Source organism: Thauera sp. 27 (genome assembly GCF_000310125.2).
Classification (GTDB): Bacteria; Pseudomonadota; Gammaproteobacteria; order Burkholderiales; family Rhodocyclaceae; genus Thauera; species Thauera mechernichensis.
On sequence record NZ_AMXB01000054.1, the window covers coordinates 1 to 21,994 of the forward strand.

At 67.0% G+C, this 21,994-nt stretch carries 24 protein-coding genes; 6 read left to right on the forward strand and 18 right to left on the reverse strand.

Translation table 11 applies throughout. From position 1 onward, the window contains the following. Window positions 1-210: 210 nt before the first annotated feature. From metF to metK, 5 genes are all read right to left on the reverse strand, one after another. A complete protein-coding gene (gene metF, locus B447_RS19800) occupies window positions 211-1,053 on the reverse strand; it encodes a methylenetetrahydrofolate reductase [NAD(P)H] (protein ID WP_002932617.1) in 843 nt (280 codons plus the stop codon). A gap of 6 nt (window positions 1,054-1,059) precedes the next feature. Next, window positions 1,060-1,905 carry a TlyA family RNA methyltransferase gene (locus tag B447_RS19805; protein WP_002944942.1) on the reverse strand — a complete coding sequence of 282 codons (846 nt, stop codon included), beginning with the start codon at window positions 1,903-1,905 and terminating at the stop codon, window positions 1,060-1,062. A gap of 79 nt (window positions 1,906-1,984) precedes the next feature. Next, window positions 1,985-3,400 (reverse strand): adenosylhomocysteinase, encoded by a 1,416-nt coding sequence (gene ahcY / locus B447_RS19810; RefSeq protein WP_002944943.1) that lies wholly within the window; start codon window positions 3,398-3,400, stop codon window positions 1,985-1,987. Between the two features lie 223 nt (window positions 3,401-3,623). Further along, window positions 3,624-4,700, reverse strand: coding sequence for a calcium/sodium antiporter (locus B447_RS19815; RefSeq protein WP_002932620.1), 1,077 nt, complete (start codon window positions 4,698-4,700; stop codon window positions 3,624-3,626). Between the two features lie 169 nt (window positions 4,701-4,869). Continuing rightward, window positions 4,870-6,033, reverse strand: a complete 1,164-nt coding sequence (metK, locus tag B447_RS19820) for a methionine adenosyltransferase (protein ID WP_002944946.1) — start codon at window positions 6,031-6,033, stop codon at window positions 4,870-4,872. A 264-nt stretch (window positions 6,034-6,297) separates the two neighbouring features. Here metK and B447_RS19825 point away from each other — a divergent pair, with 264 nt between their 5' ends. The 6 genes from B447_RS19825 to B447_RS19850 all read left to right on the forward strand — a co-directional run bounded on the left by B447_RS19825 (window position 6,298) and on the right by B447_RS19850 (window position 11,719). Further along, a complete protein-coding gene (locus tag B447_RS19825) occupies window positions 6,298-7,230 on the forward strand; it encodes a lysophospholipid acyltransferase family protein (RefSeq protein ID WP_232431683.1) in 933 nt (310 codons plus the stop codon). Then, window positions 7,227-8,099 carry a lysophospholipid acyltransferase family protein gene (locus B447_RS19830; RefSeq protein WP_002944953.1) on the forward strand — a complete coding sequence of 291 codons (873 nt, stop codon included), beginning with the start codon at window positions 7,227-7,229 and terminating at the stop codon, window positions 8,097-8,099. Before B447_RS19825 ends, B447_RS19830 begins: the two co-directional genes overlap by 4 nt. Before the next feature lie 352 nt (window positions 8,100-8,451). Then, on the forward strand, window positions 8,452-9,285 hold the full coding sequence (gene dapF, locus B447_RS19835; RefSeq protein ID WP_002933102.1) for a diaminopimelate epimerase: 834 nt from the start codon (window positions 8,452-8,454) through the stop codon (window positions 9,283-9,285). A gap of 93 nt (window positions 9,286-9,378) precedes the next feature. Then, a complete protein-coding gene (locus tag B447_RS19840; protein WP_002933105.1) occupies window positions 9,379-10,023 on the forward strand; it encodes a DUF484 family protein in 645 nt (214 codons plus the stop codon). 70 nt (window positions 10,024-10,093) lie between these two features. Further along, window positions 10,094-10,996 carry a tyrosine-type recombinase/integrase gene (locus tag B447_RS19845; protein ID WP_002944956.1) on the forward strand — a complete coding sequence of 301 codons (903 nt, stop codon included), beginning with the start codon at window positions 10,094-10,096 and terminating at the stop codon, window positions 10,994-10,996. Window positions 10,997-11,155: 159 nt separating this feature from the next. After that, complete coding sequence (locus B447_RS19850; RefSeq protein WP_002944957.1) at window positions 11,156-11,719, forward strand: hypothetical protein; 564 nt, start codon at window positions 11,156-11,158, stop codon at window positions 11,717-11,719. Here B447_RS19850 and B447_RS19855 read toward each other — a convergent pair whose 3' ends face one another. From B447_RS19855 to B447_RS19915, 13 genes are all read right to left on the reverse strand, one after another. Continuing rightward, complete coding sequence (locus tag B447_RS19855) at window positions 11,720-12,076, reverse strand: hypothetical protein (protein WP_002944960.1); 357 nt, start codon at window positions 12,074-12,076, stop codon at window positions 11,720-11,722. Between the two features lie 12 nt (window positions 12,077-12,088). Then, window positions 12,089-13,147: a Holliday junction branch migration DNA helicase RuvB gene (gene ruvB, locus B447_RS19860; RefSeq protein WP_002944964.1), complete on the reverse strand. Its 1,059-nt coding sequence runs from the start codon at window positions 13,145-13,147 to the stop codon at window positions 12,089-12,091. 20 nt (window positions 13,148-13,167) lie between these two features. Continuing rightward, window positions 13,168-13,767, reverse strand: coding sequence for a Holliday junction branch migration protein RuvA (gene ruvA / locus B447_RS19865; RefSeq protein WP_002944968.1), 600 nt, complete (start codon window positions 13,765-13,767; stop codon window positions 13,168-13,170). Window positions 13,768-13,830: 63 nt separating this feature from the next. Next, on the reverse strand, window positions 13,831-14,088 hold the full coding sequence (locus tag B447_RS19870) for a hypothetical protein (protein ID WP_002944971.1): 258 nt from the start codon (window positions 14,086-14,088) through the stop codon (window positions 13,831-13,833). Next, the gene (locus B447_RS19875) at window positions 14,085-14,867 is read right to left on the reverse strand and encodes a PepSY domain-containing protein (RefSeq protein WP_002944973.1); all 783 of its coding nucleotides are present in this window, start codon (window positions 14,865-14,867) and stop codon (window positions 14,085-14,087) included. Before B447_RS19875 ends, B447_RS19870 begins: the two co-directional genes overlap by 4 nt. A gap of 25 nt (window positions 14,868-14,892) precedes the next feature. After that, window positions 14,893-17,070: a TonB-dependent receptor plug domain-containing protein gene (locus tag B447_RS19880; RefSeq protein ID WP_198291846.1), complete on the reverse strand. Its 2,178-nt coding sequence runs from the start codon at window positions 17,068-17,070 to the stop codon at window positions 14,893-14,895. Between the two features lie 128 nt (window positions 17,071-17,198). Continuing rightward, window positions 17,199-17,669, reverse strand: coding sequence for a helix-turn-helix domain-containing protein (locus B447_RS19885; RefSeq protein ID WP_002944977.1), 471 nt, complete (start codon window positions 17,667-17,669; stop codon window positions 17,199-17,201). 104 nt (window positions 17,670-17,773) lie between these two features. Beyond that, entirely contained in the window at window positions 17,774-18,724 is a 951-nt protein-coding gene (locus B447_RS19890; RefSeq protein WP_002944979.1) for a prenyltransferase, read from the reverse strand. Continuing rightward, window positions 18,721-20,175 (reverse strand): ribonuclease G, encoded by a 1,455-nt coding sequence (gene rng / locus B447_RS19895; RefSeq protein WP_002944981.1) that lies wholly within the window; start codon window positions 20,173-20,175, stop codon window positions 18,721-18,723. The genes B447_RS19890 and rng overlap by 4 nt, the downstream gene beginning before the upstream one ends. Next, a complete protein-coding gene (locus B447_RS19900) occupies window positions 20,172-20,798 on the reverse strand; it encodes a Maf family protein (RefSeq protein WP_002933133.1) in 627 nt (208 codons plus the stop codon). The genes rng and B447_RS19900 overlap by 4 nt, the downstream gene beginning before the upstream one ends. Window positions 20,799-20,805: 7 nt before the next feature. Continuing rightward, window positions 20,806-21,276 carry a 23S rRNA (pseudouridine(1915)-N(3))-methyltransferase RlmH gene (gene rlmH / locus B447_RS19905; RefSeq protein ID WP_002944983.1) on the reverse strand — a complete coding sequence of 157 codons (471 nt, stop codon included), beginning with the start codon at window positions 21,274-21,276 and terminating at the stop codon, window positions 20,806-20,808. An 18-nt stretch (window positions 21,277-21,294) separates the two neighbouring features. Next, window positions 21,295-21,648, reverse strand: coding sequence for a ribosome silencing factor (rsfS, locus tag B447_RS19910; RefSeq protein WP_002933138.1), 354 nt, complete (start codon window positions 21,646-21,648; stop codon window positions 21,295-21,297). A gap of 74 nt (window positions 21,649-21,722) precedes the next feature. After that, a partial coding sequence (locus tag B447_RS19915; protein ID WP_002944985.1) for a nicotinate-nicotinamide nucleotide adenylyltransferase occupies window positions 21,723-21,994 on the reverse strand: 272 nt, incomplete at its 5' end.

Below are 21,994 nucleotides of genomic sequence, written 5' to 3' on the forward strand. Positions count from 1 at the left end.
GCCCGGCGCGGGCGCCCCAGCGCACCCGCGCTGGGTTGTCGCGCGGGTGCGCTGGGGCGGGGCGGTCGATGGCGGTGTGGTGTCGTTCATTGCCAGGCTGTCTCGGGGCGGTCGCGGCAGTCGGCGCCCCTGGACATCAATTTACGCCATCCGTGCCGGGTTCCTTAAGCAAGAAACTCACGCAGCACATCATTTCGCGCCGGCGCCGGGTCAGTCCTGCCGCAGGCTGCGCCCCAGCCGGGTGCAGATCTCGATGGTCGGCCCGGCCATGTTCATGCTGTAGAAGTGCAGCCCGGGCACCCCTTCGGCGATCAGCCGTTCGCACAGGCGTGTGACCACATCGAGGCCGAGGGCGCGGATCGATTCGCTGTCGTCGCCGTAGCTCTCGAAGCTCTTGCGCATCCAGCGCGGGATCTCGGCACCGCAGGCATCGGCGAAGCGGGCGAGCTTGCTGAAGCTGACGATTGGCATGATGCCCGGCACGATCGGGATGGTGATGCCCATCTTGCGCGCCGCCTCTACAAAGTTGAGGTAGGCGTCCGGGTTGTAGAAGAACTGCGTGATTGCCGAGTTGGCGCCGGCGTCGACCTTGCGCTTGAAAGCGGCAAGATCGTCTTTCGGGCTCTTGGCCTGGGGGTGCCACTCGGGATAGGCGGCCACCTCGATGCTGAAGCGGTCGCCGGTTTCGGCGCGGATGAACTCGACCAGTTCATTGGCGTAGCGGAACTCGCCCGCAGCGCCTGCGCCCGAGGGCAGGTCGCCGCGCAGCGCCACGATGCGGCGGATACCGGCGTCTGCGTACTCCTGCAGGATGTCGCGGATGCTGTCGCGGGTGGAGCCGATGCACGACAGGTGTGGGGCGGCCTCATGGCCAGCGGCGGCGATCTCCTTGACCGCGGAGAAGGTACGCTCGCGCGTGGAGCCGCCGGCGCCGTAGGTGACGGAGAAGAAGGCGGGTTCGAGGGCGGCGAGCTGTGCGCAGGTGGCACGCAGCTTGTGGGCGCCTTCGGCGGTTTGCGGGGGGAAGAATTCGATCGAGAGTTCGGTGTTCATGGCGTGTCAGGTGTCGTGGACATCCGGTGTGCGGATGGCATGGAAGAAGAACTCGCGGTTGCCATCGCCACCCGTGATGGGTGAATCGAACCAGTCGAGGATGATCAGTCCGGCCTCGTGTGCGGCCTTACGCAGGCGCTGCTCGACGCCGGCATAGAGTGTCGTGTCGCGCACGATGCCGCCCTTGCCCAGCCCCTGAGGGCCGACCTCGAACTGCGGCTTGACCAGGGCGAGGACATGGCCGGCAGGAGACAGCAGCGCGGGCCACTGCGGTAGCAGCAGCGCGAGCGAGATGAAGCTGGCGTCGCACACCAGTAGGTCGAAGCCGTGTGCCGGGCAATGATCGCCGAGCTCGGCCACGCCGAGTTGGCGCGCGTTCAGGCCTTCCAGCGTGACGCAGCGCTTGTCCTTGCGCAGGCGGGGGTGAAGTTGGTCGTGGCCGACTTCGACGCCGACCACGCTTGCGGCACCGGCCTGCAGCAGGCAATCGGTGAAGCCGCCGGTGGACTGGCCGATGTCCAGGCAGTGTGCGCCGCGCACGTCCAGCCCGCTGCGCGCGAGCGCGCCTTCGAGTTTGAGTGCGCCACGGGAAACGAAGCGGTCGCTTTCGTCCGCAACCACCTTGAGCCGGGCGTCGGGCGGCAACTCCAGCGCCGGCTTGGTGACCGGCTTGCCGTCATGGCTGACGCGTCCGGCGTCGATCAGCGCGCGCGCTGCCGTGCGCGAGGCCGCCAGCCCTTGCGCCACCAGCAGCTGGTCGACGCGCAGCAGACCGTGCCGGTCGGCTGGGTGTTTGCCCTGCGCGGCCGGTTTCGGCTTGCCCTGGCGGGCGTGGAAGGAGTTCATGCTCATCGCGGAGGGCTCGTCATGGGCTGTGGGGCGCCGCGGGAAACCCGCGTGCGCCGCCCCACAGCCGTTGCGTCGAGGGCGCTCAGTAGCGGTACTGGTCGGTCTTGTACGGACCTTCCTTGGGCACGCCGATATAGGCCGCCTGTGCGTCGGTGAGCTCGGTCAGTTGAACGTTGAGCTTCTTCAGCTGCAGGCGGGCGACCTTTTCGTCGAGGTGCTTGGGCAAGGTATACACGCCCACCGGGTAGTCGGCCGTGCGGGTGAACAGCTCGATCTGCGCGATGGTCTGGTTGGCGAAGGAACTCGACATGACATAGCTCGGGTGGCCGGTGGCGCAGCCGAGGTTAACCAGGCGACCCTTGGCGAGCAGGATGATGCGCTTGCCGTCGGGAAAGATGATGTGATCGACCTGCGGCTTGATCTCTTCCCACGGGTACTGCTCGACGCTGGCGACGTCGATTTCGTTGTCGAAGTGGCCGATGTTGCAGACGATGGCCTGGTCCTTCATCTTCGCCATGTGATCGTGGGTGATCACGTGGTAGTTGCCGGTGGCGGTGACGAAGATGTCGGCCTTGTCGGCAGCGTACTCCATGGTCACCACGCGGTAGCCTTCCATCGCCGCCTGCAGCGCGCAGATCGGGTCGATCTCGGTCACCCACACCTGCGCGGACAGCGCGCGCAGGGCCTGGGCCGAGCCCTTGCCCACGTCGCCGTAGCCGGCCACCACGGCGATCTTGCCGGCGATCATCACGTCGGTGGCGCGCTTGATGCCGTCCACCAGCGATTCACGGCAGCCGTAAAGGTTGTCGAACTTGGACTTGGTCACCGAATCATTGACGTTGATCGCCGGGAACTTGAGCTCGCCGCGCGCGTGCATCTGGTACAGGCGATGCACGCCGGTGGTGGTCTCCTCGGTCACGCCCTTGATCTGCGCCAGGCGGGTCGAATACCAGTTGGGGGCGGTGGCAAGCTTGGCCTTGATCGCGGCGAAGAGGATGGTTTCCTCTTCCGAGCCCGGATTGGCCAGCACGGAGATGTCCTGCTCGGCACGCGCGCCCAGGTGCAGCAGCAGCGTGGCGTCGCCGCCGTCGTCGAGGATCATGTTGGAGTAACCGCCGTCCGACCACTCGAAGATGCGGTGGGTGTAGTCCCAGTAGTCGGTCAGCGACTCGCCCTTGACCGCGAACACCGGGATGCCGTCGGCGGCGATGGCGGCGGCGGCGTGGTCCTGAGTCGAGAAGATGTTGCACGAGGCCCAGCGCACCTGGGCGCCGAGCGCGGTCAGCGTCTCGATCAGCACCGCGGTCTGGATGGTCATGTGCAGCGAGCCGGTGATGCGTGCGCCCTTGAGCGGCTGGCTGGCGGCGTATTCCTCGCGGATTGCCATCAGACCGGGCATTTCGGTCTCGGCGATGCGGATTTCCTTGCGCCCCCAGTCGGCGAGCGAGAGGTCGGCAACGACGTAGTCGGTGAAGTTGGTGTCAGCCACAGCGTTCATGTGAAGCTCCATGCTATGGCCGGGCTGCGATGCGGGCGGGCAGCGACACTGGCTGCGAGGGCTCACCCGGCATCCCGAACCCGGCAGGGTTGAAGACGATTAGCAGGGTGAGCGCCGTTGTACTGCAACCCGCCGGGCGGCGGGGTCCGAGCCTGGGGGCCGCGGCCGGCAGTGCCGGCGGGCGCCTCGCAGCGCTCCTCGGAAAGCGCAGATTATATACGCGTCAACGGCTTGTGCGGCCGTTGTCGCGCACGATGCTGACGATGAGCGTGACCACGGTCAGCGGCAACACATAGCCCAGCATCACGTTCGAGAACGCCGGCAGGCTGGCGTGCTGCTGCGCTTGCAGGACCAGCCAGGCAGTGTAGGCGGCATAGTAGGCGAGGAACACGCCGCCCTCCCAGCGCGCGATCTCGCGCCCGGTGATCATGATGGGCAGGCAGGCGAAGGCCACCGCCAGCATGACCCACAGGTCGAAGTTGCGCGCGGCTTCCGACACCGGGAGCCCAGCGCCCGAGACGATGCCGGTGACGCCGAGCACGGCGAGGATGTTGAACACGTTGCTGCCCACCACGTTGCCGACCGCGATGTCGCGCTGGCCGCGCATGGCGGCGACGATCGAGGTGGCGATCTCGGGCATCGAGGTGCCCACCGCGACCACGGTCAGTCCGATCACCAGGTCGCTGACACCGAAGGCGCGCGCAAAGGCGACGGCGGAATCCACCAGCCAGTCTGCGCCCACCACCAGCATCGCCAGGCCGACCCCCACCAGCGCGATCTGTACGGCCCAGTGGCGGTCCCAGTTCGAGGTCGGAATCTCGGAGGCGAATTCGTCTTCCACCGCTTTGGAGGCGCGCCGGGACTGAACGACCAGGAAGAGGGTGTAAGCGATCACCAGGCCGAACATCACGATCGACTCCAGCAGCCCGATACGGCCGTCGAGCGCCACCACCACCAGCAGCACCGAGGCGCCGATCATGATCGGGATCTCCTGGCGGATGATCTGCTCATCGACCAGCAGCGGCGTGATCAGGGCCGAAATGCCCAGGATCAGCAGGATGTTGGCGATGTTGCTGCCCACCACGTTGCCGATCGCGAGGTCGGGGCTGCCCGACAGGGCTGAACCCACCGATACCGCCATCTCCGGCGCACTGGTGCCGAAGGCGACCACGGTGAGGCCGACCACCAGTGGCGACACGCCGAAGGACACTGCCAGCCGCGAGGCGCCGCGCACCATCACGTCGGCGCCGATGACGAGGACGGTGAGACCGAGGACGAACATCAGGGTTTGTTCGAGCATGGGGAAGGATCTTGCGTTGTGATGTGAGGTGCAGGGGAGCGGGGAAGACCGTTACCGTGGAAGGACGTTCGCGGTCGAGTGTGGCGGTGTTTAGCTGGTCGTGGGTCGGTGATCAAAAAAGACGCCTCCCTCCGTCGCCGGAGAGAGGCGTGCGGTTCGTAGCGCTATTTTAGAGCCCGGCGTCGGCGCGCAGTGCAGCGGCCTTGTCGGTCTGCTCCCAGGAGAACCCGGGTTCGTCGCGGCCGAAGTGGCCATAGGCGGCGGTCCGCGAGTAGATCGGGCGCAGCAGGTCGAGCGTCTGGATGATTGCCTTCGGGCGCAGGTCGAAGTGCTTGCCAACCAGTGCCACGATCTGCTCGTCGGCAATCCTGCCCGTACCGAATGTATTGACCATCAGCGACACCGGACGTGCCACGCCGATCGCGTAGGCGACCTGCACCTCGCACTTGTCGGCCAGCCCAGCGGCGACGATGTTCTTGGCCACGTAGCGCCCGGCGTAGGCGGCCGAGCGGTCGACCTTGGAGGGGTCCTTGCCCGAGAACGCGCCACCGCCGTGGTGGGCTGCGCCGCCGTAGGTGTCGACGATGATCTTGCGCCCGGTCAGGCCGCAGTCGCCGTGCGGGCCGCCGACCACGAAGCGGCCGGTCGGGTTGACCAGGTAGCGTACGTTGCCCTGCATCAGTTCGGGCGGCAGCACCGGCTTGATGATCAGCTCGATCACCGCCTCACGGATCTGCTCCTGCGTGACGTCCGGGTCGTGCTGGGTCGACACCACCACGGTGTCGATCGCAGTCGGCTTGCCGTCGACGTACTTCACCGTGATCTGGCTCTTGGCGTCCGGGCGCAGCCAGGGCAGGCGGCCGTCCTTGCGCACCTCGGCCTGGCGCTGCATCACGCGGTGCGCGTAATGGATCGGCAGCGGCATCAGGCTGGCAGTCTCGTTGGTGGCGTAGCCGAACATCAGGCCCTGGTCGCCGGCGCCCTGGTCGAGCGGGTCGTCGTTGGCGTTATTCACGCCCTGGGCGATGTCGGGCGACTGGCGGTTGATCGCCGCCAGCACCGCGCAGCTCTTGTAGTCGAAGCCGATGTCGGAGTTGTCGTAGCCGATGCGGCGGATGACGTCCTGCGCGATCTCGCGATAGTTGGGGTGTGCGGTGGTGGTGATCTCGCCCGAGATCACGACGAGGCCGGTGGACACCAGCGTCTCGCAGGCGACGCGCGCCTTGGGGTCCTCGGCCAGGATGGCGTCGAGCACGCCGTCGGAGACCTGGTCGGCGACCTTGTCCGGGTGGCCTTCGGAGACCGACTCGGAGGTGAAGAGGAACTCTGCCATGCTGCTACTCCTTGAAAAGCAAAAATCCCCGTTTTTTCTGGCCTTGCGTCTGCGGCCAGCTCCGGGGATTTCGTCGAGCAGCCGACGCTTTAGCAGTATTTGTACGGCAGCCGCGCTGCCATGCCGCCCTGCAAGTTGTCGAGTTAACTCGGCGGTAGGGCACGGATTATAGACCGGGACGGCGGGGTGTGTAAGCATTCGGGGCTGGTGAACCGTGCCGGCATTCTCAATGCGCCCCTGCCGGCCCCCGCTTGGACCCTGCCCGTGCTGTTTCAATCCCTCTTTCGTCTGCTCTCGCGCCTGCCGCTGGCCTGGCTCCACCGCCTAGGCGGCTGGGCGGGCTGGCTGACCTACAAGGCCTCGCCGTCCTATGCCCGCCGTCTGCGCGAGAACCTGTTCAACGCCCTCGGTCGCGAGGACGAGACGGTGCTGCGCGCAGCCATCGTCGAGGCCGGTCGCCAGGCGCTCGAGCTGCCCTTCATCTGGGAGCGGCCGGCGGCCGAGGTGGTGGCGAGCGCAGTGCGCACCGAGGGCTGGGATCTGGTCGAGGCGGCGCGCGCCGAGGGCGCCGGTATCCTCTTCATCACCCCGCACCTGGGCTGCTTCGAGATCACCGCGCAGTGCATTGCGGCACAGATCCCGATCACGGTGCTCTACCGTCCGCCGCGCAAGGACGTGCTGCAGCCGCTGATGGAGGCAGGCCGCGCGCGCGGCCAGATGCGCACCGCGCCGGCGGACCTGTCGGGCGTGCGCAAGCTGGTCAAGACCCTGCGCAGCCACGAGGCGGTGGGCATGCTGCCCGACCAGGTGCCGGGCGCGGGCGAGGGCGTGTGGGCGCCCTTCTTCGGCAAGCCGGCGTGGACGATGACGCTGGCCGCGCGCCTGGCTGCGGTCAAGGGCGTGCGTGTGATCTACACCTGGGCCGAGCGCCTGCCGCGCGGCGAGGGCTACGTGTTCCGCCTGCAGGCGCCCACCGAGGCGCTCACCGGGGAGCTGGAGGCCGATGTTGCGATCATCAACCGCGAGGTCGAGCGCATGATCCTGCAGTGCCCGCAGCAGTACCTGTGGGGCTATAACCGCTACAAGGGGCCGCGTCGCGAACGCGAGGACATCGTCCCTGTTGCCGGCGCGCCTGCTGATGCGGCGGCACCCGATTCACCAACGCCGCCCCGCGGCGATGCGGAGGGCAGGTCGTGAGCCGCGTGGTCATTGCCCTCATCTGGCTGCTGCACTGGCTGCCGCTGTCGTTGTTGTCCCGTATCGGAAGCGGTTTCGGGTGGCTGCTGTACTGGCTGGTGGTGCCGCGGCGCAAGGTGGTGCTGATCAATCTGCGCTTGTGCTTCCCCGATCTGTCCGAGTCCGAGCGACGCGCGCTCGCCCGCCGCCATTTCGCGGTCACCGGGCGCAGCATGCTCGAGCGCGGCCTGGCCTGGTGGGCGAGCGCAGAGCGCCTGCGCGCCACCGTGCGCATCGACGGCCTCGAGCGCCTGCAGGCGCTGCGCGCCGCCGGCCGGCCGGTGCTGCTGCTGGCGCCGCACTTCGTCGGCCTCGACATGGCGGGCACGAGGCTGTCGCTGGAGGGTGACTTCGTCAGTGTTTACTCGCCGCAGAAGGACAAGGTGATCGACCGCTGGCTCTACCACGGCCGCAGCCGCTTCAACGATCAGCTGTTGCTGTCGCGCCATGACGGCGTGCGCGCTACCGTCAAGGCGATGAAGTCCGGCCGCCCCTTCTACTACCTGCCCGACCTGGATTACGGCCGCAAGGAGTCGATCTTCGTACCCTTTTTCGGCGTGCCGGCGGCCACCATCACCGGCCTGCCTCGGCTGGCGCGCCTGGCGGGGGCGGCGGTGGTGCCCTGCGTCGTGCGCATGCTGCCCGGTGGCGGGGGCTACGTGCTCGAGCTCGGCGAGCCGTGGGCGGACTATCCATCGGACGACGTCGAGGCCGATACCCGGCGCATGAACGCCTGGCTCGAAGGCGTGGTTCGGACCATGCCCGAGCAGTACTACTGGGTGCATCGCCGCTTCAAGACGCGCCCCGAAGGCGAGCCGCGCATCTACTGATGTCGTGCGAAAGGCTCGCGGCTGGCGCCGCTCCTACAGCAGGCCGCCGCGGCCGATCGACCCCCGTGGGAGCGGCGCGAGCCGCGAGGGGTTGAAGGCGATGCGGCTTGGGGGGCGATGAAAAGCTCGCGGCTGGCGCCGCTCCTACAGCAGGCCACCGCGGCCGATCGACCCCCGTGGGAGCGGCGCGAGCCGCGAGGGGTTGAAGGCGATCCGGATTGGGTGGGCCGACTAAGAGCTTGCCGCTTACGCTGCGCTGGAGGTGGACGCTGGTCGTCGCGGTGGAGGACAATCGCGGCTTGCGCTGCGTACGCATGAGCGCATCTTTCCAATAGTATCCGTCAGGCTTCCGATGAAACTGCGCTTCACCAAGATGCATGGCCTCGGCAACGACTTCGTCGTCATCGACGCCACCCGTGAGCCGGTCGAGCTTACGCCGGCACGCGTGCGCGCGATCGCCGACCGCCATTTTGGCGTCGGCTGCGACCAGTTGCTGGTGGTCGAGCCCGCTACCCGGCCCGATGTCGATTTCCGCTACCGCATCTTCAACGCCGACGGCGGCGAGGTCGAGCAGTGCGGTAACGGCGCGCGCTGCTTCGTGCGCTTCGTCCATGACAAGGGGCTCACCAGCAAGCGCGAGATCCGCGTCGAGACGCGATCGGGCGTCATTGCGCCACGCCTGCGTGACGACGGCCTGGTGACGGTCGATATGGGGGTGCCGCAATTCGCGCCCGACAAGATTCCCTTCGTGTCCGAGTCGGATGCCTTCGTGCAGCCGCTCGAGGTCGGCGACAGAACGGTGGCGATCACCGCGGTGTCGATGGGCAATCCGCATGCAGTGCAGGTGGTGGCTGACGTCGATACCGCCCCGGTCGCCGAGCTGGGGGCGCTCATCGAACGCCATGAGCGCTTCCCGGCCCGCGTCAATGCCGGTTTCCTGGAGGTTGTCGACCCCGGCCACGCGCGCTTGCGAGTGTTCGAGCGTGGTGCGGGCGAGACGCTGGCCTGCGGCACGGGCGCGTGCGCGGCCGTGGTTGCGGGCATCGGGCGCGGCCTGCTGGTCTCGCCGGTGAAGGTCGAGACCCGTGGCGGCGAACTCGAGATCGCCTGGGCTGGCCCGGGCTCGCCGGTGCTGATGACCGGGCCGGCGGTGAGCGTTTTCGAAGCAGAGATGGTGCTGGACTGAACGCTGGGCTGCGGGCTGGACCACGTAGCGCGCACCGCGTGCGCGCATGAACAAAGCGGGTCGCCGAGCGGCCCGACAGGGAGTACACGAGCGATGAATGCCGACGATGTGGCGCGCTACCTGCGCGAGCACCCCGATTTCCTGAACCAGCACCATGAGCTGTTCACCCAGCTCACCGTGCCGCACCCACAGCACGGCGGGCAGGCGATCTCGCTGGCCGAGCGCCAGCTGCATGCCCTGCGTGACAAGATCCGCCAGCTCGAGGTCAAGCTCTCCGAGCTCATTCGCTTTGGCGCCGAGAACGACGACATCAGCACCAAGGTGCATCGGCTGTCGGTGATGCTGCTTGCAGCCGGTAGCGCGGTGTCGGTGCGCCAGGCGCTGGTGTCCAGCCTGCAGGACGACTTTGCGGTGCCGCACGTCAGTCTCAGGCTGTGGGGCAGCGTCGCCGAGGCGGACGCAGACGAGGTCAGCGCGGCTGCGCGCAGGCATGTGGAAGCCCTGCGCCACCCCTATTGCGGGCCACCCGAGAGTATCGAGGCAACGGGCTGGTTTGGCGAGGCTGCGCCCCATGTGCGTTCGCTTGCGCTGATGCCGCTGCGTGCCAGCGGTGTGTGTTTCGGTTTGCTGGCGCTGGGCAGCGCCGAGCCGGAGCGCTTCTATCCCGAGATGGGAACGCTTTACCTGAGCCGCATCGCCGATCTCGCAGCGGCGGCGCTCGTCAGTCGCGGCGGCTGATCGCAGCGCGCGGGAGCATGCAATGAGCAGGCGGTCGCAGGCGGGGCGAGGCGATCAGGCCGCCCGGGCAATGGTGTCCCCGGCAGCGGGGCCGTTGCCGGCGGATGGCGAAGCCTGGCTCGACTGGCTGGCGAGCCAGCGCAGGGCCGCCGAACTCACGCTCAAGGCTTACCGCGAAGGTCTGCATGCGTTGCTGCGCCTGGCTGCCGAGCGCCAGCCCGCCGAACTCGACATGCAGGACATCCGGCGCTTCGTCGCCCGCCTTCATGGCGAGGGGCTGAGCGGGCGTTCTATCTCGCGTCATCTGTCAGCCTGGCGCAGTTTCTATCGTTGGCTGGCGCGTCACCGCGACGTGCGTGTCAACCCCGCGCTTGGCGTGCGTCCGCCGCGCTCGCCGTCGCCTCTGCCGCTTGTGCTGTCTCCCGAGCAGGCACAGGCCTTGCTCGATCCAGAGCCGTTAAATTTGCTCGAAACTCGCGATATTGCGATGTTCGAGCTTTTCTACTCGTCCGGCCTGCGTGCGGCCGAGCTTGCTGCGCTCGATGTCGACACTGGAATCGACCTGGCGCAGGGTATGGTGACCGTCACCGGCAAGCGCCAGCGCAGCCGCAGCGTGCCTGTCGGCGGCAAGGCGCTGGCCGCGCTGGTGCGCTGGTCGGCGCTGCGACCGCAGCTTGCACGCGCGGACGAACCTGCGTTGTTCGTTACCCGCAGCGGTGGCCGGCTCAGCACGGGCGGCATCGCCAGCCGGCTCGAGCAGCGTGCGCGGGTGCTGGGCCTGGGTGTGCACGTGCACCCCCACATGCTGCGCCACAGCTTTGCAAGCCATCTGCTGCAGTCGAGCGGCGACCTGCGTGCCGTTCAGGAACTGCTTGGCCATGCCAGCATCCGCAGTACGCAGATCTACACTCAACTCGACTTTCAGCACCTTGCCCGCGTTTATGACGCGGCCCACCCGCGCGCGCGCAAGTAAGGTCCGAGGGGCGGGTTGCCCATGTTGGGTACTTCCGGGCTGAGCACGGCGTGCTGCTCCGCTATGCTGCGCGCGTTGATTACAATCATTTAATAAAAATCGGTTTTTTGTCGATACTGCATAGGTCGACACGGATCGCAGCCAGTCTCCCCAATATCAATGGTCCTCAAAGCCAAAACACAGGACGCGCCGGCGGCAGCGTCCGACAAGGACACGCTCGAAGTCATCGAGCCTGGTTCGGCCCAGCGCATCCTCAAGTCGGTGGCGCTGATGCTCGCGCGCCACGAGATTCGCAACATCAGGCGCTGGTTCGAGGATTTCGATCGTGACATCCTGCTGCCCATCCTGCTCGGCGAGATCGCACTCCACAACATCGGTGCGCTCGAAACCGGCGGCGAACGTGGCAACGGGAACCTCGGTGCCGAGGCTGCGGGCGCCGCAGTGATCGAGTTCCATAGCGACGTCGACGACGCGTACTGCGAACTCAAACCCTGCAATGCGTATTCGATCGCTGCGGCGACCGGGTTGCCGCGCGAGACCGTACGCCGCAAGATCGTGCGCCTGATCGAACTCGGCTGGATCGTGCGCAGGGACAACGGCCATCTTTTCATCTCCCGGGCCGCGGTCGATCACTTTGGTGCGCTGCTCAGTTCGCGCCAGTTGGGCGAGTTGCTGGAGACGGCCGAGCGCGTGCGCGCCCTGCTTGACGCCGACGAGCGCTGATCAGCGCGCGGTTGCCGAGGCTGGGGCGCGGTATTCGGGGTTTGGGCCGGGTTCGGCGCGATGCATGGCGGCACTGATCAGCACCAGGGTCAGCACCAGCAGCAGGAAGTAACGCACCTGCGCGGCTGGCCCGGGGAGCCGGCGGCGCGTGCCGTAGTACATGTTGCGCATGTAGTGGCCGCCGAGCACGGCCAGCACCAGCAGGCCTGCGCCCAGCAGGCGCGAGGCGGTGGCGTCGAACTGGCGGCCACGCGATGGGTCCCAGCGGTCGGGCATGAAGAAGTCCGGCGCGTGCATGAGCAGGAAGAGCCCGCCGACCACGCACAGCGTCATCATCACCACCTGCAGCGAGCGCATGGTGCGAGCCAGCTATTGGGCGAACAGGTCGCCGCCGGGGCGTGGCGGCGCAAGCCCGAAATGCTGCCAGATCGAGTGCGTGGCCATGCGCCCGCGCGGCGTGCGTTGCAGGTAGCCCTGCTGGATCAGGTAAGGCTCGATGACGTCTTCGATGGTGTCGGTGGATTCACCGATCGCAGCGGCGATGTTGTCGAGGCCGACCGGACCGCCGCCGAATTTCTCCAGCATTGCCGACAGCAGCTTGCGGTCCATCAGATCGAGGCCAAGGTTGTCCACATCCAGCATGCGCAGGGCGGCATCGGCTACCGCGGCAGTGATGTGGCCGTTTGCCTTCACTTCGGCATAGTCGCGCACCCGGCGCAGCAGCCGGTTGGCGATGCGCGGCGTGCCGCGGGCGCGGCGGGCGATCTCGAGTGCGCCGTTGTCGTCGATCTCGACGTTGAGCAGGCGCGCCGAGCGGCTGACGATGAAGCCGAGCTCCTCCGGCGTGTAGAACTCCAGCCGCGACACGATCCCGAAGCGGTCGCGCAGGGGGTTGGTGAGCATGCCTGCGCGAGTCGTGGCGCCGACCAGCGTGAAGGGCGGCAGGTCGAGCTTGACCGAGCGCGCGGCCGGCCCTTCGCCGATCATGATGTCGATCTGGAAGTCTTCCAGCGCGGGGTAGAGGATTTCCTCGACCACCGGCGAGAGGCGGTGGATCTCGTCGATGAAGAGCACGTCGTGCGGCTCGAGGTTGGTGAGCAGTGCGGCGAGGTCGCCGGCGCGCTCCAGCACCGGGCCCGAGGTCTGGCGCAGGTTCACCCCCATCTCGGCGGCGACGATGTGCGCCAGCGTGGTCTTGCCCAGGCCGGGTGGTCCGAACAGCAGTACGTGGTCGAGCGCCTCGCTGCGCTTGCGCGCGGCCTGGATGAAGATCTCCAGCTGCTCGCGGATCTTGGCCTGGCCGACGTATTCGGCGAGACGCTTCGGGCGCAGTGCGCGCTCGATGGCGTCTTCCTGGCGGTCGGCAGGGGTGGCGGAGATGAGCCGTTCGGCGGGCGCGACCGCCTTGAGCTTGTCGGTTTCGATCATGTCTTCGGCTCAGCCTCCATTCAGCCCTTCGACAGCGCCTTCAGTGCCTGGCGGATGCCGTCCGACACGCCGACTTCTTCGGCCAGGCCCTTCATCGCCGATAGCGCCTCGCGCTCGTTGTAGCCGAGCGCCAGCAGGGCGTTGAGGATGTCGCTCCTCGCGTCCGGGGCGGTTCCGGGCGGCGCTGCCAGGCGTACGCCCGCCATGTTGGGCAAGGCCTTGCCGAGCTTGTCGCGCAGTTCGAGCAGCAGGCGCTCGGCCGTCTTCTTGCCGATGCCGGGGATCTTCACCAGCCGTCCGGCCTCCTGCAGCGCCACCGCTTGCGCGAGGTCATTCACCGACAGGCCTGACAGCACCGCCAGCGCCATGCGCGCACCGATGCCCGAGACCTTGAGCAGCTGGCGGAAGGTCGCGCGTTCCTCGTCGGTGGCGAAGCCGAACAGGAAGTGGCCGTCCTCGCGCACCACATGGTGGATGTGCAGGCTCACCGTGGTGCCGGTAGCGGGCAGGTTGTAGAAGGTGCTCATCGGCACGTCGATCTCGTAGCCGACGCCGTGCACGTCGACGAGGATCTGCGGCGGGTTCTTTTCCAGCAGGGTGCCGGTGATGCGTCCGATCATGGTGGCCGGGTCGGGAGCTTGCGAAGCCGCAAGTCTAACAGTGTCCGGCCCGGCCTCGGCGCCTCAGGTGGGTTTTCGTACAGCGGGTGGCGCCTCGGTCTCCTGACGGGTCTGCTTGTCGCTTGAGGCCGTCAGCTCGCTCTTGGCGGCACCCGGCGGTCGTGCGCGTCCTCCAGGCGCCTGCGCCTTGTCCGCAGGGGCACTCAGGGACAGGCGCCGGATCTCGGCACGTACCCTGAAGCCGTGGATGAGCGCGACACAGCTGATCACCAGCCCGATTGCCGATAGCCCAAGCAGCAGCCCCAGGATGAAGGTCGTCATTGCGTGATGCGGGCTACTGAAGCAGCTTGCTGAGCGCGCTTGAGCGCGGAGTCGCGCTTCTTCGTCTGGGTTCGCCACCAAAGCCACAGCCCGGTGAAACCGAGGAAGACCCAGACGAACCCGAGCAGGTCGATCCAGACCCATTCGGCGTTCTTGCCGAGGAAAGCCTTGCCCGTGTGCATGTCGATCATCAGCTTGCCCAGTGTGACGCGCTCGTCAGGCATGTCCGTGCTTGGCAGCCCTGCTAGCACCGCACGCAGCGAGGCGGGGGGGGACCACTCCCGGCCGTCGTTGCTGGAGACGAGGCCGCGATCCTTCAGCGTGACCGAAACGCTGCCGTCGGGGTGCCGATGAGCGTTCCAGGCGTCGCCTGCGACGACACGCTGCCAACGGCCGTCCTGGCTCAGCCAGATCCCGGCCTTTGCAGCGACGACGATGCCCCAGGGCAGCTCCGCGATGTCGCGGATCTGGTCTCCGCCCAGTTCGGGGATGGCATGGGCGCTTGTGCCGACGACTTCGAACAGCCCGTTCTGGGTTCCGATCAGGACACGACCGTCGGTCAGCGTCGCCGTGGAGCGTACCTCGGGCGCCTGCGCCCGCCGTCCGCTCTCACCGTAACCGGGCAGCCAGGCAACGTAGGGTGTGAGGTCGATGTCGTTGAGGCCGAGCTCCTTCTTGTGGGCGAGGAAGATCGATGTGAAGCCCACCAGCAGCATGGGCACCACAAGCAGGACTGAGAGCCAGTTGTGCCAGTCGCGCGCCTTCAGGTTGAGTTGCACGGGGAGACTCCTTTTACGTTGAGGCTCACCAGCGCCCTTCGAGCGCCAGCATGATCGAACGGCCACCGCGCTCCGTCTCGGTGGAGGTCTTGTCGAGCCTGCCGTTCGAGTGATAGGTCGTCTTGTCCTTCACTTTCCGCATGTCGAGCAGGTTGGAGGCGGTCAGACGCAGCGAGAGATCGGGTGTGATCCGTGTGCTGACATAGGCGTCGAGCAATTCCTGACCGGCCTCGTAGTCCGCCTTGAGCGGCTCGGTCGGATTCTTGAGGTACTTGGGCGTGTAGTTGTAGTTGAGTCCCCAACTGGCGCGGAGGCGCGGCAGTTGCCAGTCGAACCCGATGTTGTAGACGTAGGGCGGCTGGTCCTTGATGCGGGTGGTCATGCCGGTGGCGCTGTCGGTGATGCGCGAATACAGGCGGGTGTAGTTGAAGCGGAGCATCAGTTCGGGCAGGCCAATGATGTCCATCTGCGGGCGTGCGTCGAGTTCCCAGCCCCAGACCTTGGCATTTCCGACGTTCTGGGGGCGTTCGACCCAGCGCGATCCCTCGAGTCCGCTGATCTTCTCGACCTTGTCCTTGATGTCACGGTGAAAGACGTTTGCGCCAAGAACGCCACCGCCTTCCGGAAGAAAGTGCTCCCAGCCCAGTTCGAGGCCAACGGCACGCTCTGGCTTGAGTTCAGGGTTGCCTGATTTGTCAGGGTCTGCGGATGTGCCGCTCTTCGATTCGGTAACGGTCGAGAGGTCGTCGAACTTGGGAGGCTTGAGGGTCTGGGTCGCACTGGCTCGCAGGTTGTTACGGGGGTCGAACTTCCAGAGGTAGTGCAGCGATGGATTCAGACTATCGGTCGCGGCCGTGCTCTTGGCGCCGAACGCATCGATGGCGCCTTGGCGAACATGTATCGCGCGCAGGCCAGGGGTCAGAATGTGCTTGGAATCGAGGCGGATCTCGTCCTGGACGAAGGCGGTCCAGCGCTGTTCGGAGATATCGAACCGGTCGCCTCGCCCAGGGTCCTTGGCGCTCAGCGCCGCCCAGCTTGCTCCTTCTTCCTTGGTCTTGCCGTCCTTGCGACGTGCATCGCGGTATTCGAGGCCTGCGGAGACGGTGTGACGGCCGAGCTTGCGTTCGCCGCGCGCGCCCAGGTACCAGTCGGACTCGTCCTTGTCATCACGCTCGACGGCGACCTTGGAGAGCGTGCCGTCGCTCCGGTAGTCGAGCGTCGACTTGTCCTTTTTCTCCGTGCCTTGCTGGGCTGCCGCGTAGATCGATAGCTTGCCGTCCTCGATCTTGCGCTTCCATTCGCCGCGAAGCCGCCAGGTTTCGCGCAACTTGTCTTCGTCCTCTTGGGTCTGTCCATCACCGATGATGCTTGTGCCGGCGTACTTGAACTTGTCTCGGGATTTTTCCTTGGACTCGTCCGAGCGTGTGAACCAGGGTGTCAGCACGAGTTCATCAACGGCAGAGAGCCTGATGTTGATGCGCGGCGCGAAGTCGACGGTTCGCGTGCGAGCTCGCTCGTCTTCGAATTCGAGCTTGCGGTCCTTGGGGGCATTCGTGGGGTTGTTGTGATAGGAGGTTTCGTCCTTGCTCTTGCTCTTCAGGTCGCCACGGTCGCCTACCGAGGCGCTGAGCAGCCAGCGCACCGAGTCAGAGGCATCGCCGTACTGTCCGGACAGGTTCCAGGTGTTGGTATCGGTCTTCTCGCCAAAGAGGCGGCCGGTCGCGATGCGGGCGTTCGCGACGCGCTTGTCTGGTGGTTCGCGCAGGACGATGTTGATGGTGCCCATCATGCCTTCCGAAGGCATGTCGGCCGAGGGCGCGCGGATCACCTCTATGCGCTCGACCATGTCGAGCGGGATGCGGTCGACCTGGATCTGCCGCTCCTTGGTGCCCGATGCGACCGCTTCGCCGTCGATCAGGATCTGCGTGTAGCCCTTGTCCATGCCGCGCATCCGCACGTCTTTCGGATTGCCGGGAGGGCCTGTGAAGGTCACGCTCGGCAGCCGCCGAAGGTAATCGCCCACCGTCAGCTCGTTCATTCGATCCAGCTCTTCCCGGCCGTAGACCAGGCGAGTGCTCGCAGATTGCTGCCGAGCGTCGAAGTCGTCCTTCTCGGGGTGAACCACGATCTCGGCCAGCACCGGGTCTGGCTTTGTGGCAAGTGAGACAGTGGGTTGCAGGGCCAGGCCAATCGCGAGGGTCAAGGCGGCAAGGCGAGGGGATGGAGCTGTATTGAAACGGCAGGCAGGCATGAAACCACCGGGCGACGGGTTGCTGGCTGGCTGTCCGACGGCGGCATGGCTGGCTGATTAAGGAATGGTAACAATTCTTATTAATGATCGCAAATGCGCCCTGGCTGTCCTGTTTCATACGGCTGCGCCACTTGTGGAACCGTTACCTCGGCGTCTGAGCCCGCGTCGCCGCTGACTGCAGCGCCTGGCGCTGTCCTTGTCGCGGGGGGCGGTGTGGTGCGCGACGCGCGCGTCCGCCTGACGCGCAGGCGGCTTGCCTCGCGGACGTCGGACTCGAGCGCGCGCAGGTCCTTGGCCGGGTCGGCCAGCTCGGAAAGCCCTGCCGACAGCCCGATCAGCCACAGCGCGGTGGCGGACACGCCCATGCTCACCGTCGGGTCGCCCTTTTCGAGGCGGATCAAGGTTGGCACCGAAACGCCCAGGCGGCTGGCCCATTGCTTCTGCGACTCCTTGCGCCGCAGGCGCGCCAAGGCGCAGTGCTCGCCGAGGGTCTGCAGCGAGCGGCTCACCTCGGGAGGCAGGGTATCGAGTGCAAGTGAGGACTTCGACATCACATATAGTTCTCTTCAGGGCGACTCGAGAACAGGCATATGTAAGTTATCGGGTCGGCGCACTGAGCCCGGAGGCAGGCTGAGGGTGTCGCCCTGGGGCGGTCTCAGGAGAAGGCCAGCACGCCGGCCAGCACGACACCATGCGCGAGCGCGGCGACGATGGTGCGCTTGATCGCAGGCGTCAGCTCCGACGGGTCGGCGGCGTGCTCGAGCAGGTCGCGCCCGGCGGGGAAGGACAGGGCGACGGTGAGCGCTGCGGCGGCGGTCTTCTGCGGCAGCAGTTCGTTGGCCACCATGGCGATCAGCCAGGCGTAAGCGGCGATGGCGATCAGCAGGTAGCCCCACTTGGCGGTTTGCGGGCCCAGGCGCACGACCAGGGTGCGCTTGGCGCTGGCGGCGTCGCCGTCATGGTCCGGGAACTGGTTGATGAACAGCAGGTTGGCCACCAGCAGGGCGTAGGACAGGCCGGCGAAGACGGGCAGCAGGTCGAAGGCGCCGCGTTGCACGAAGTCGGCACCGACCACGACCAGCAGCCAGCAGGCCACGATGACGACTTCGCCGAAGCCGCGGCACACCAGCTTGAGCGGAGGCGCGGAGTAGGCCCAGCCCAGCGCCAGGCCGGCCATCCCGATCAGCAGCAGGCCTGGCCCGGCCTGCCAGGTCAGCCATAGCCCGCCCGGCACCACTGCTGCAAGCAGGCCATAGCCGAGCAGCGCCGTCTGCCTTGGCGTATGCACGCCGTTCTGGATGAAGCGGCTGCCGCCGGTGAACGGGAAGAGCCGGCCGCTGTTGATGTCGTCGGCTCCGCTCAGGGCGTCGTGGTAGTCGTTGATGACGTTGCCGCCGGCATGTGCGAGCAGGGCGAACAGCAGCGTGAGCGCGGCGCTGAGCGGGTCGATGACAAGGCCGCTGGCGTGCGCGCTGGCGATGCCGATGAGGCAGCCGACCAGGGTGACGGCGAGGAAGGCCGGGCGAGTGGCGGCGACCAGGCGCAGGAGCGGATTGCGCAGCCTTTCGGGGCGGGGTTCGGCGGGGTGCTCGATGGCAGTGCTCACAGCAGCACGATGTCGTATTGTTCCTGCGTGTAGCTGGCCTCGGCGTGGAGCGACACCTTCTTGCCGATGAAGTCGGACAGCATCGCCAGTGACTGGCTCTCCTCGTCGAGGAAGAGGTCGATGACATTGGGGGCGGCGAGCACGCGGAACTCCTTGGCGTTGAACTGGCGCGCCTCGCGCAGCAGCTCGCGCAGGATCTCGTAGGCCACGGTGCGCGCGGTCTTCACCTCGCCGCGACCGCTGCAGGTGGGGCAGGGCTCGCACAGCAGGTGGGCGAGGGACTCGCGGGTACGCTTGCGCGTCATTTCGACCAGGCCGAGCGCCGTGAAGCCGTTGATCGTCATCTTCGTGTGGTCGCGCGACAAGGCCTTGCGGAACTCCTCGAGCACCATCTCGCGGTGTTCGGTGTTCTCCATGTCGATGAAGTCGATGATGATGATGCCGCCCAGGTTGCGCAGGCGGAGCTGGCGGGCGATCGCCTGGCTGGCTTCGAGGTTGGTCTTGAAGATGGTGTCGTCGAAATTGCGTGCACCGACGAAACCGCCGGTGTTGACGTCGACGGTGGTCATCGCCTCGGTCTGGTCGATGATCAGGTAGCCGCCGGATTTGAGATCCACCCGGCGAGCGAGCGCCTTCTGGATCTCTTCCTCGACGTTGTAGAGCTCGAACAGCGGGCGTTCGCCGCTGTAGTGCTCGAGCAGCGGCAGCACCTGGGGTGTGTATTCGGCGGCGAAGGTGGCGAGCTTCTGGTAGTTTTCCCGGGAATCGACGCGGATGCGGGTGGTTTCGTCGGTAACGAGGTCACGCAGCGTGCGCTGCCCCAGGCCGAGGTCCTCGTGCAGCAGCTTGGGCGGGAAGATGCCGGCCGTGCTGGCCGAGATCTCGCTCCACAGCTTGCGCAGGTAGGCGATGTCGGCGGCGAGCTCGGCATCCGACGCGGATTCGGCCATCGTGCGCACGATGAAGCCGCCGCGTTCATCCTCGGGCACCAGTGCCGTCAGACGCACGCGCAGGGCTTCGCGTTCGGCCTCGTCCTCGATCCGCTGGGAGATGCCGATGTGCTTTTCCTGGGGCAGGTAGACCAGCAACCGGCCGGCGAGGCTGACCTGCGTTGACAGGCGCGCCCCCTTGGTGCCGATGGGGTCCTTGAGCACCTGCACGAGCAGGTTCTGGCCTTCGGCGAGGATCTTCTCGATCGGGCGGGCGGCTTCGCCGTTCTGGCGTTCGCTCCAGATGTCCGCCACATGCAGGAAGGCGGTACGCTCGAGGCCGATGTCGATGAAGGCCGACTGCATGCCGGGCAGCACGCGCACCACCTTGCCCAGGTAGAGGTTGCCGACGATGCCGCGGCTGGCGGTGCGCTCGATATGCAGTTCCTGGACGACGCCCTGCTCGACGAGCGCGACGCGGGTTTCCTGCGGGGTGAAGTTGATGAGGAATTCGATGCTCACTGCCGCTCCTCGGTGGCGAAGATGTCGAGCAGCCTGGCGGTTTCGAACAGCGGCAGGCCCATGATGCCGGAGTAGCTGCCATGGATCTCGTCAATGAACACCGCGGCGCGGCCCTGGATGCCGTAGGCGCCGGCCTTGTCCATGGGCTCGCCGCTGGCGACATACTGGCGGATGTCGTTCTCGGAGAGCGTGGTGAAGCTGACCTCGCTCACCGACACCCGGCTGCGCGTGCGTTCGCCGTCGCTGACGGCCAGTGCGGTGAGGACGCGGTGGCGGCGCCCGGACAGGCGGGTGAGGATGGCCTGGGCATCGGCCGCGTCCCTGGGCTTGCCAATGATCTCGCCGTCGAGCTCGAGCGTGGTGTCGGCGGCGAGTACCGGGCGTCGCAACAGCTTGCGCCACAGCACACGGCGCATGCCGGCCTCGGCCTTGGCCAGCGCGATACGTTCGACGTAACGCTCGACCGGCTCCGCAGGCAGGGGCGTTTCGTCCACGTCGGCGTCCTCGCCGCGCTCGCCGTCACGGAAGGTGAGCACGTCGAACTGCACGCCGATCTGGCGCAGCAGGTCGCGGCGGCGGGGGCTCTTGGAGGCGAGGTAGATGCGCGGGTACATGGGCGTCATGCAGTACTCATTCGCGATGATAGGGGTGGTTGCGCAGCACCGTCCATGCGCGATACAGCGCCTCGGCCAGCAGCGGGCGCACCAGGGCGTGGGGCAGGGTGAGGCTGGACAGGCGAATGGCTTCGTGTGCGCTCGCCTTGAGGGCGGGGGACAGACCGTCGGGGCCGCCGATGATGAGCGCCACGTCCTGGCCTTCGCCCTGCCAGCTCTCCAGGCGCTGCGCCAGCGCCAGGGTGGAGAGGTCGGCGCCGCGCTCGTCGAGGATCACGCGCCGGCATCGTGGCGGCAGCACGGCTTCGATGCGGGCGGCTTCGGCAGCCATCATGGCGTCGACGGTCTTGCCGCTGGTGCGCGGCTCGGCTTTCACCTCGACAAGCTGCAGCGGCAGTTCGCGCGGCATGCGGCGGGCGAACTCGTCGAAGCCGGCCTGTACCCAGGCCGGCATGCGGTGGCCGACGGCGACGATGCAGAGCTTCACGGCCGCGCGGGCGCCTGGTCAGCGTCCGGCGGCGGCCTGGCGGCCGGCGGGCTTGGTGTTCCACAGCTCTTCGAGCTTGTAGTAGCTGCGCACGGCGGGCTGCATCACGTGCACCACGATGCTGCCAAGGTCGACCAGCACCCACTCGCCGGTGTCCTGGCCTTCCATGCTGAGTACCTCGCCGCCGGCCTCCTTGACCTTGTCCTGAACGTTCTGCGCCAGGGCGCGGGTCTGGCGGCCCGATTCGGCGCTGGCGATGACGATGCGATCGAACAGCGGCGTGTGCTTCGAAGTGTCGATGACCTCGATGTCGCGGCCCTTGATATCCTCGAGGGCGCTGACGACGATGTTTTGCAGGGTGGGAAGGTCCATGGGCTCGGCAGGAATGAAGAGTGGGGGCGAGAAGGGCAGGAAGTGGGGGGGCTTTCCCGGCAAATGGGAAGGCTCTAGTTCCCGTTGCCCTCGTAAAGATGGTGCGCGGCAATATAGTCGACAACGGAATCAGGCAGCAAATAGCGCACGCTGTGGCCGGTGCGAACCAGATCGCGGATCAGCGAGGCCGAGATGGCGAGCGGGGTCATGTCGAAGGGCACGATGCGGCCGGCGGGCGCTGTGGCGAGGTCGGCCGGGTCGCTGCTGTGGCGGCCCGCGCACGCGGCGGCGAGCTCGGGCGACAGTGTGGCAGGCCAGCGCCGGCCGTGCGGCGCGTAGCCGGGGC

Bases quoted from the DNA above. Each gene is read 5' to 3' on its own strand.
- metF (WP_002932617.1), bottom strand. From the start codon at position 1,053: ATGAACACCGAACTCTCGATCGAATTCTTCCCCCCGCAAACCGCCGAA.
- B447_RS19805 (WP_002944942.1), bottom strand. From the start codon at position 1,905: ATGAGCATGAACTCCTTCCACGCCCGCCAGGGCAAGCCGAAACCGGCC.
- ahcY (WP_002944943.1), bottom strand. From the start codon at position 3,400: ATGAACGCTGTGGCTGACACCAACTTCACCGACTACGTCGTTGCCGAC.
- B447_RS19815 (WP_002932620.1), bottom strand. From the start codon at position 4,700: ATGCTCGAACAAACCCTGATGTTCGTCCTCGGTCTCACCGTCCTCGTC.
- metK (WP_002944946.1), bottom strand. From the start codon at position 6,033: ATGGCAGAGTTCCTCTTCACCTCCGAGTCGGTCTCCGAAGGCCACCCG.
- dapF (WP_002933102.1), top strand. From the start codon at position 8,452: ATGAAACTGCGCTTCACCAAGATGCATGGCCTCGGCAACGACTTCGTC.
- B447_RS19840 (WP_002933105.1), top strand. From the start codon at position 9,379: ATGAATGCCGACGATGTGGCGCGCTACCTGCGCGAGCACCCCGATTTC.
- B447_RS19845 (WP_002944956.1), top strand. From the start codon at position 10,094: ATGGTGTCCCCGGCAGCGGGGCCGTTGCCGGCGGATGGCGAAGCCTGG.
- B447_RS19850 (WP_002944957.1), top strand. From the start codon at position 11,156: ATGGTCCTCAAAGCCAAAACACAGGACGCGCCGGCGGCAGCGTCCGAC.
- B447_RS19855 (WP_002944960.1), bottom strand. From the start codon at position 12,076: ATGCGCTCGCTGCAGGTGGTGATGATGACGCTGTGCGTGGTCGGCGGG.
- ruvB (WP_002944964.1), bottom strand. From the start codon at position 13,147: ATGATCGAAACCGACAAGCTCAAGGCGGTCGCGCCCGCCGAACGGCTC.
- ruvA (WP_002944968.1), bottom strand. From the start codon at position 13,767: ATGATCGGACGCATCACCGGCACCCTGCTGGAAAAGAACCCGCCGCAG.
- B447_RS19870 (WP_002944971.1), bottom strand. From the start codon at position 14,088: ATGACGACCTTCATCCTGGGGCTGCTGCTTGGGCTATCGGCAATCGGG.
- B447_RS19885 (WP_002944977.1), bottom strand. From the start codon at position 17,669: ATGTCGAAGTCCTCACTTGCACTCGATACCCTGCCTCCCGAGGTGAGC.
- B447_RS19900 (WP_002933133.1), bottom strand. From the start codon at position 20,798: ATGACGCCCATGTACCCGCGCATCTACCTCGCCTCCAAGAGCCCCCGC.
- rsfS (WP_002933138.1), bottom strand. From the start codon at position 21,648: ATGGACCTTCCCACCCTGCAAAACATCGTCGTCAGCGCCCTCGAGGAT.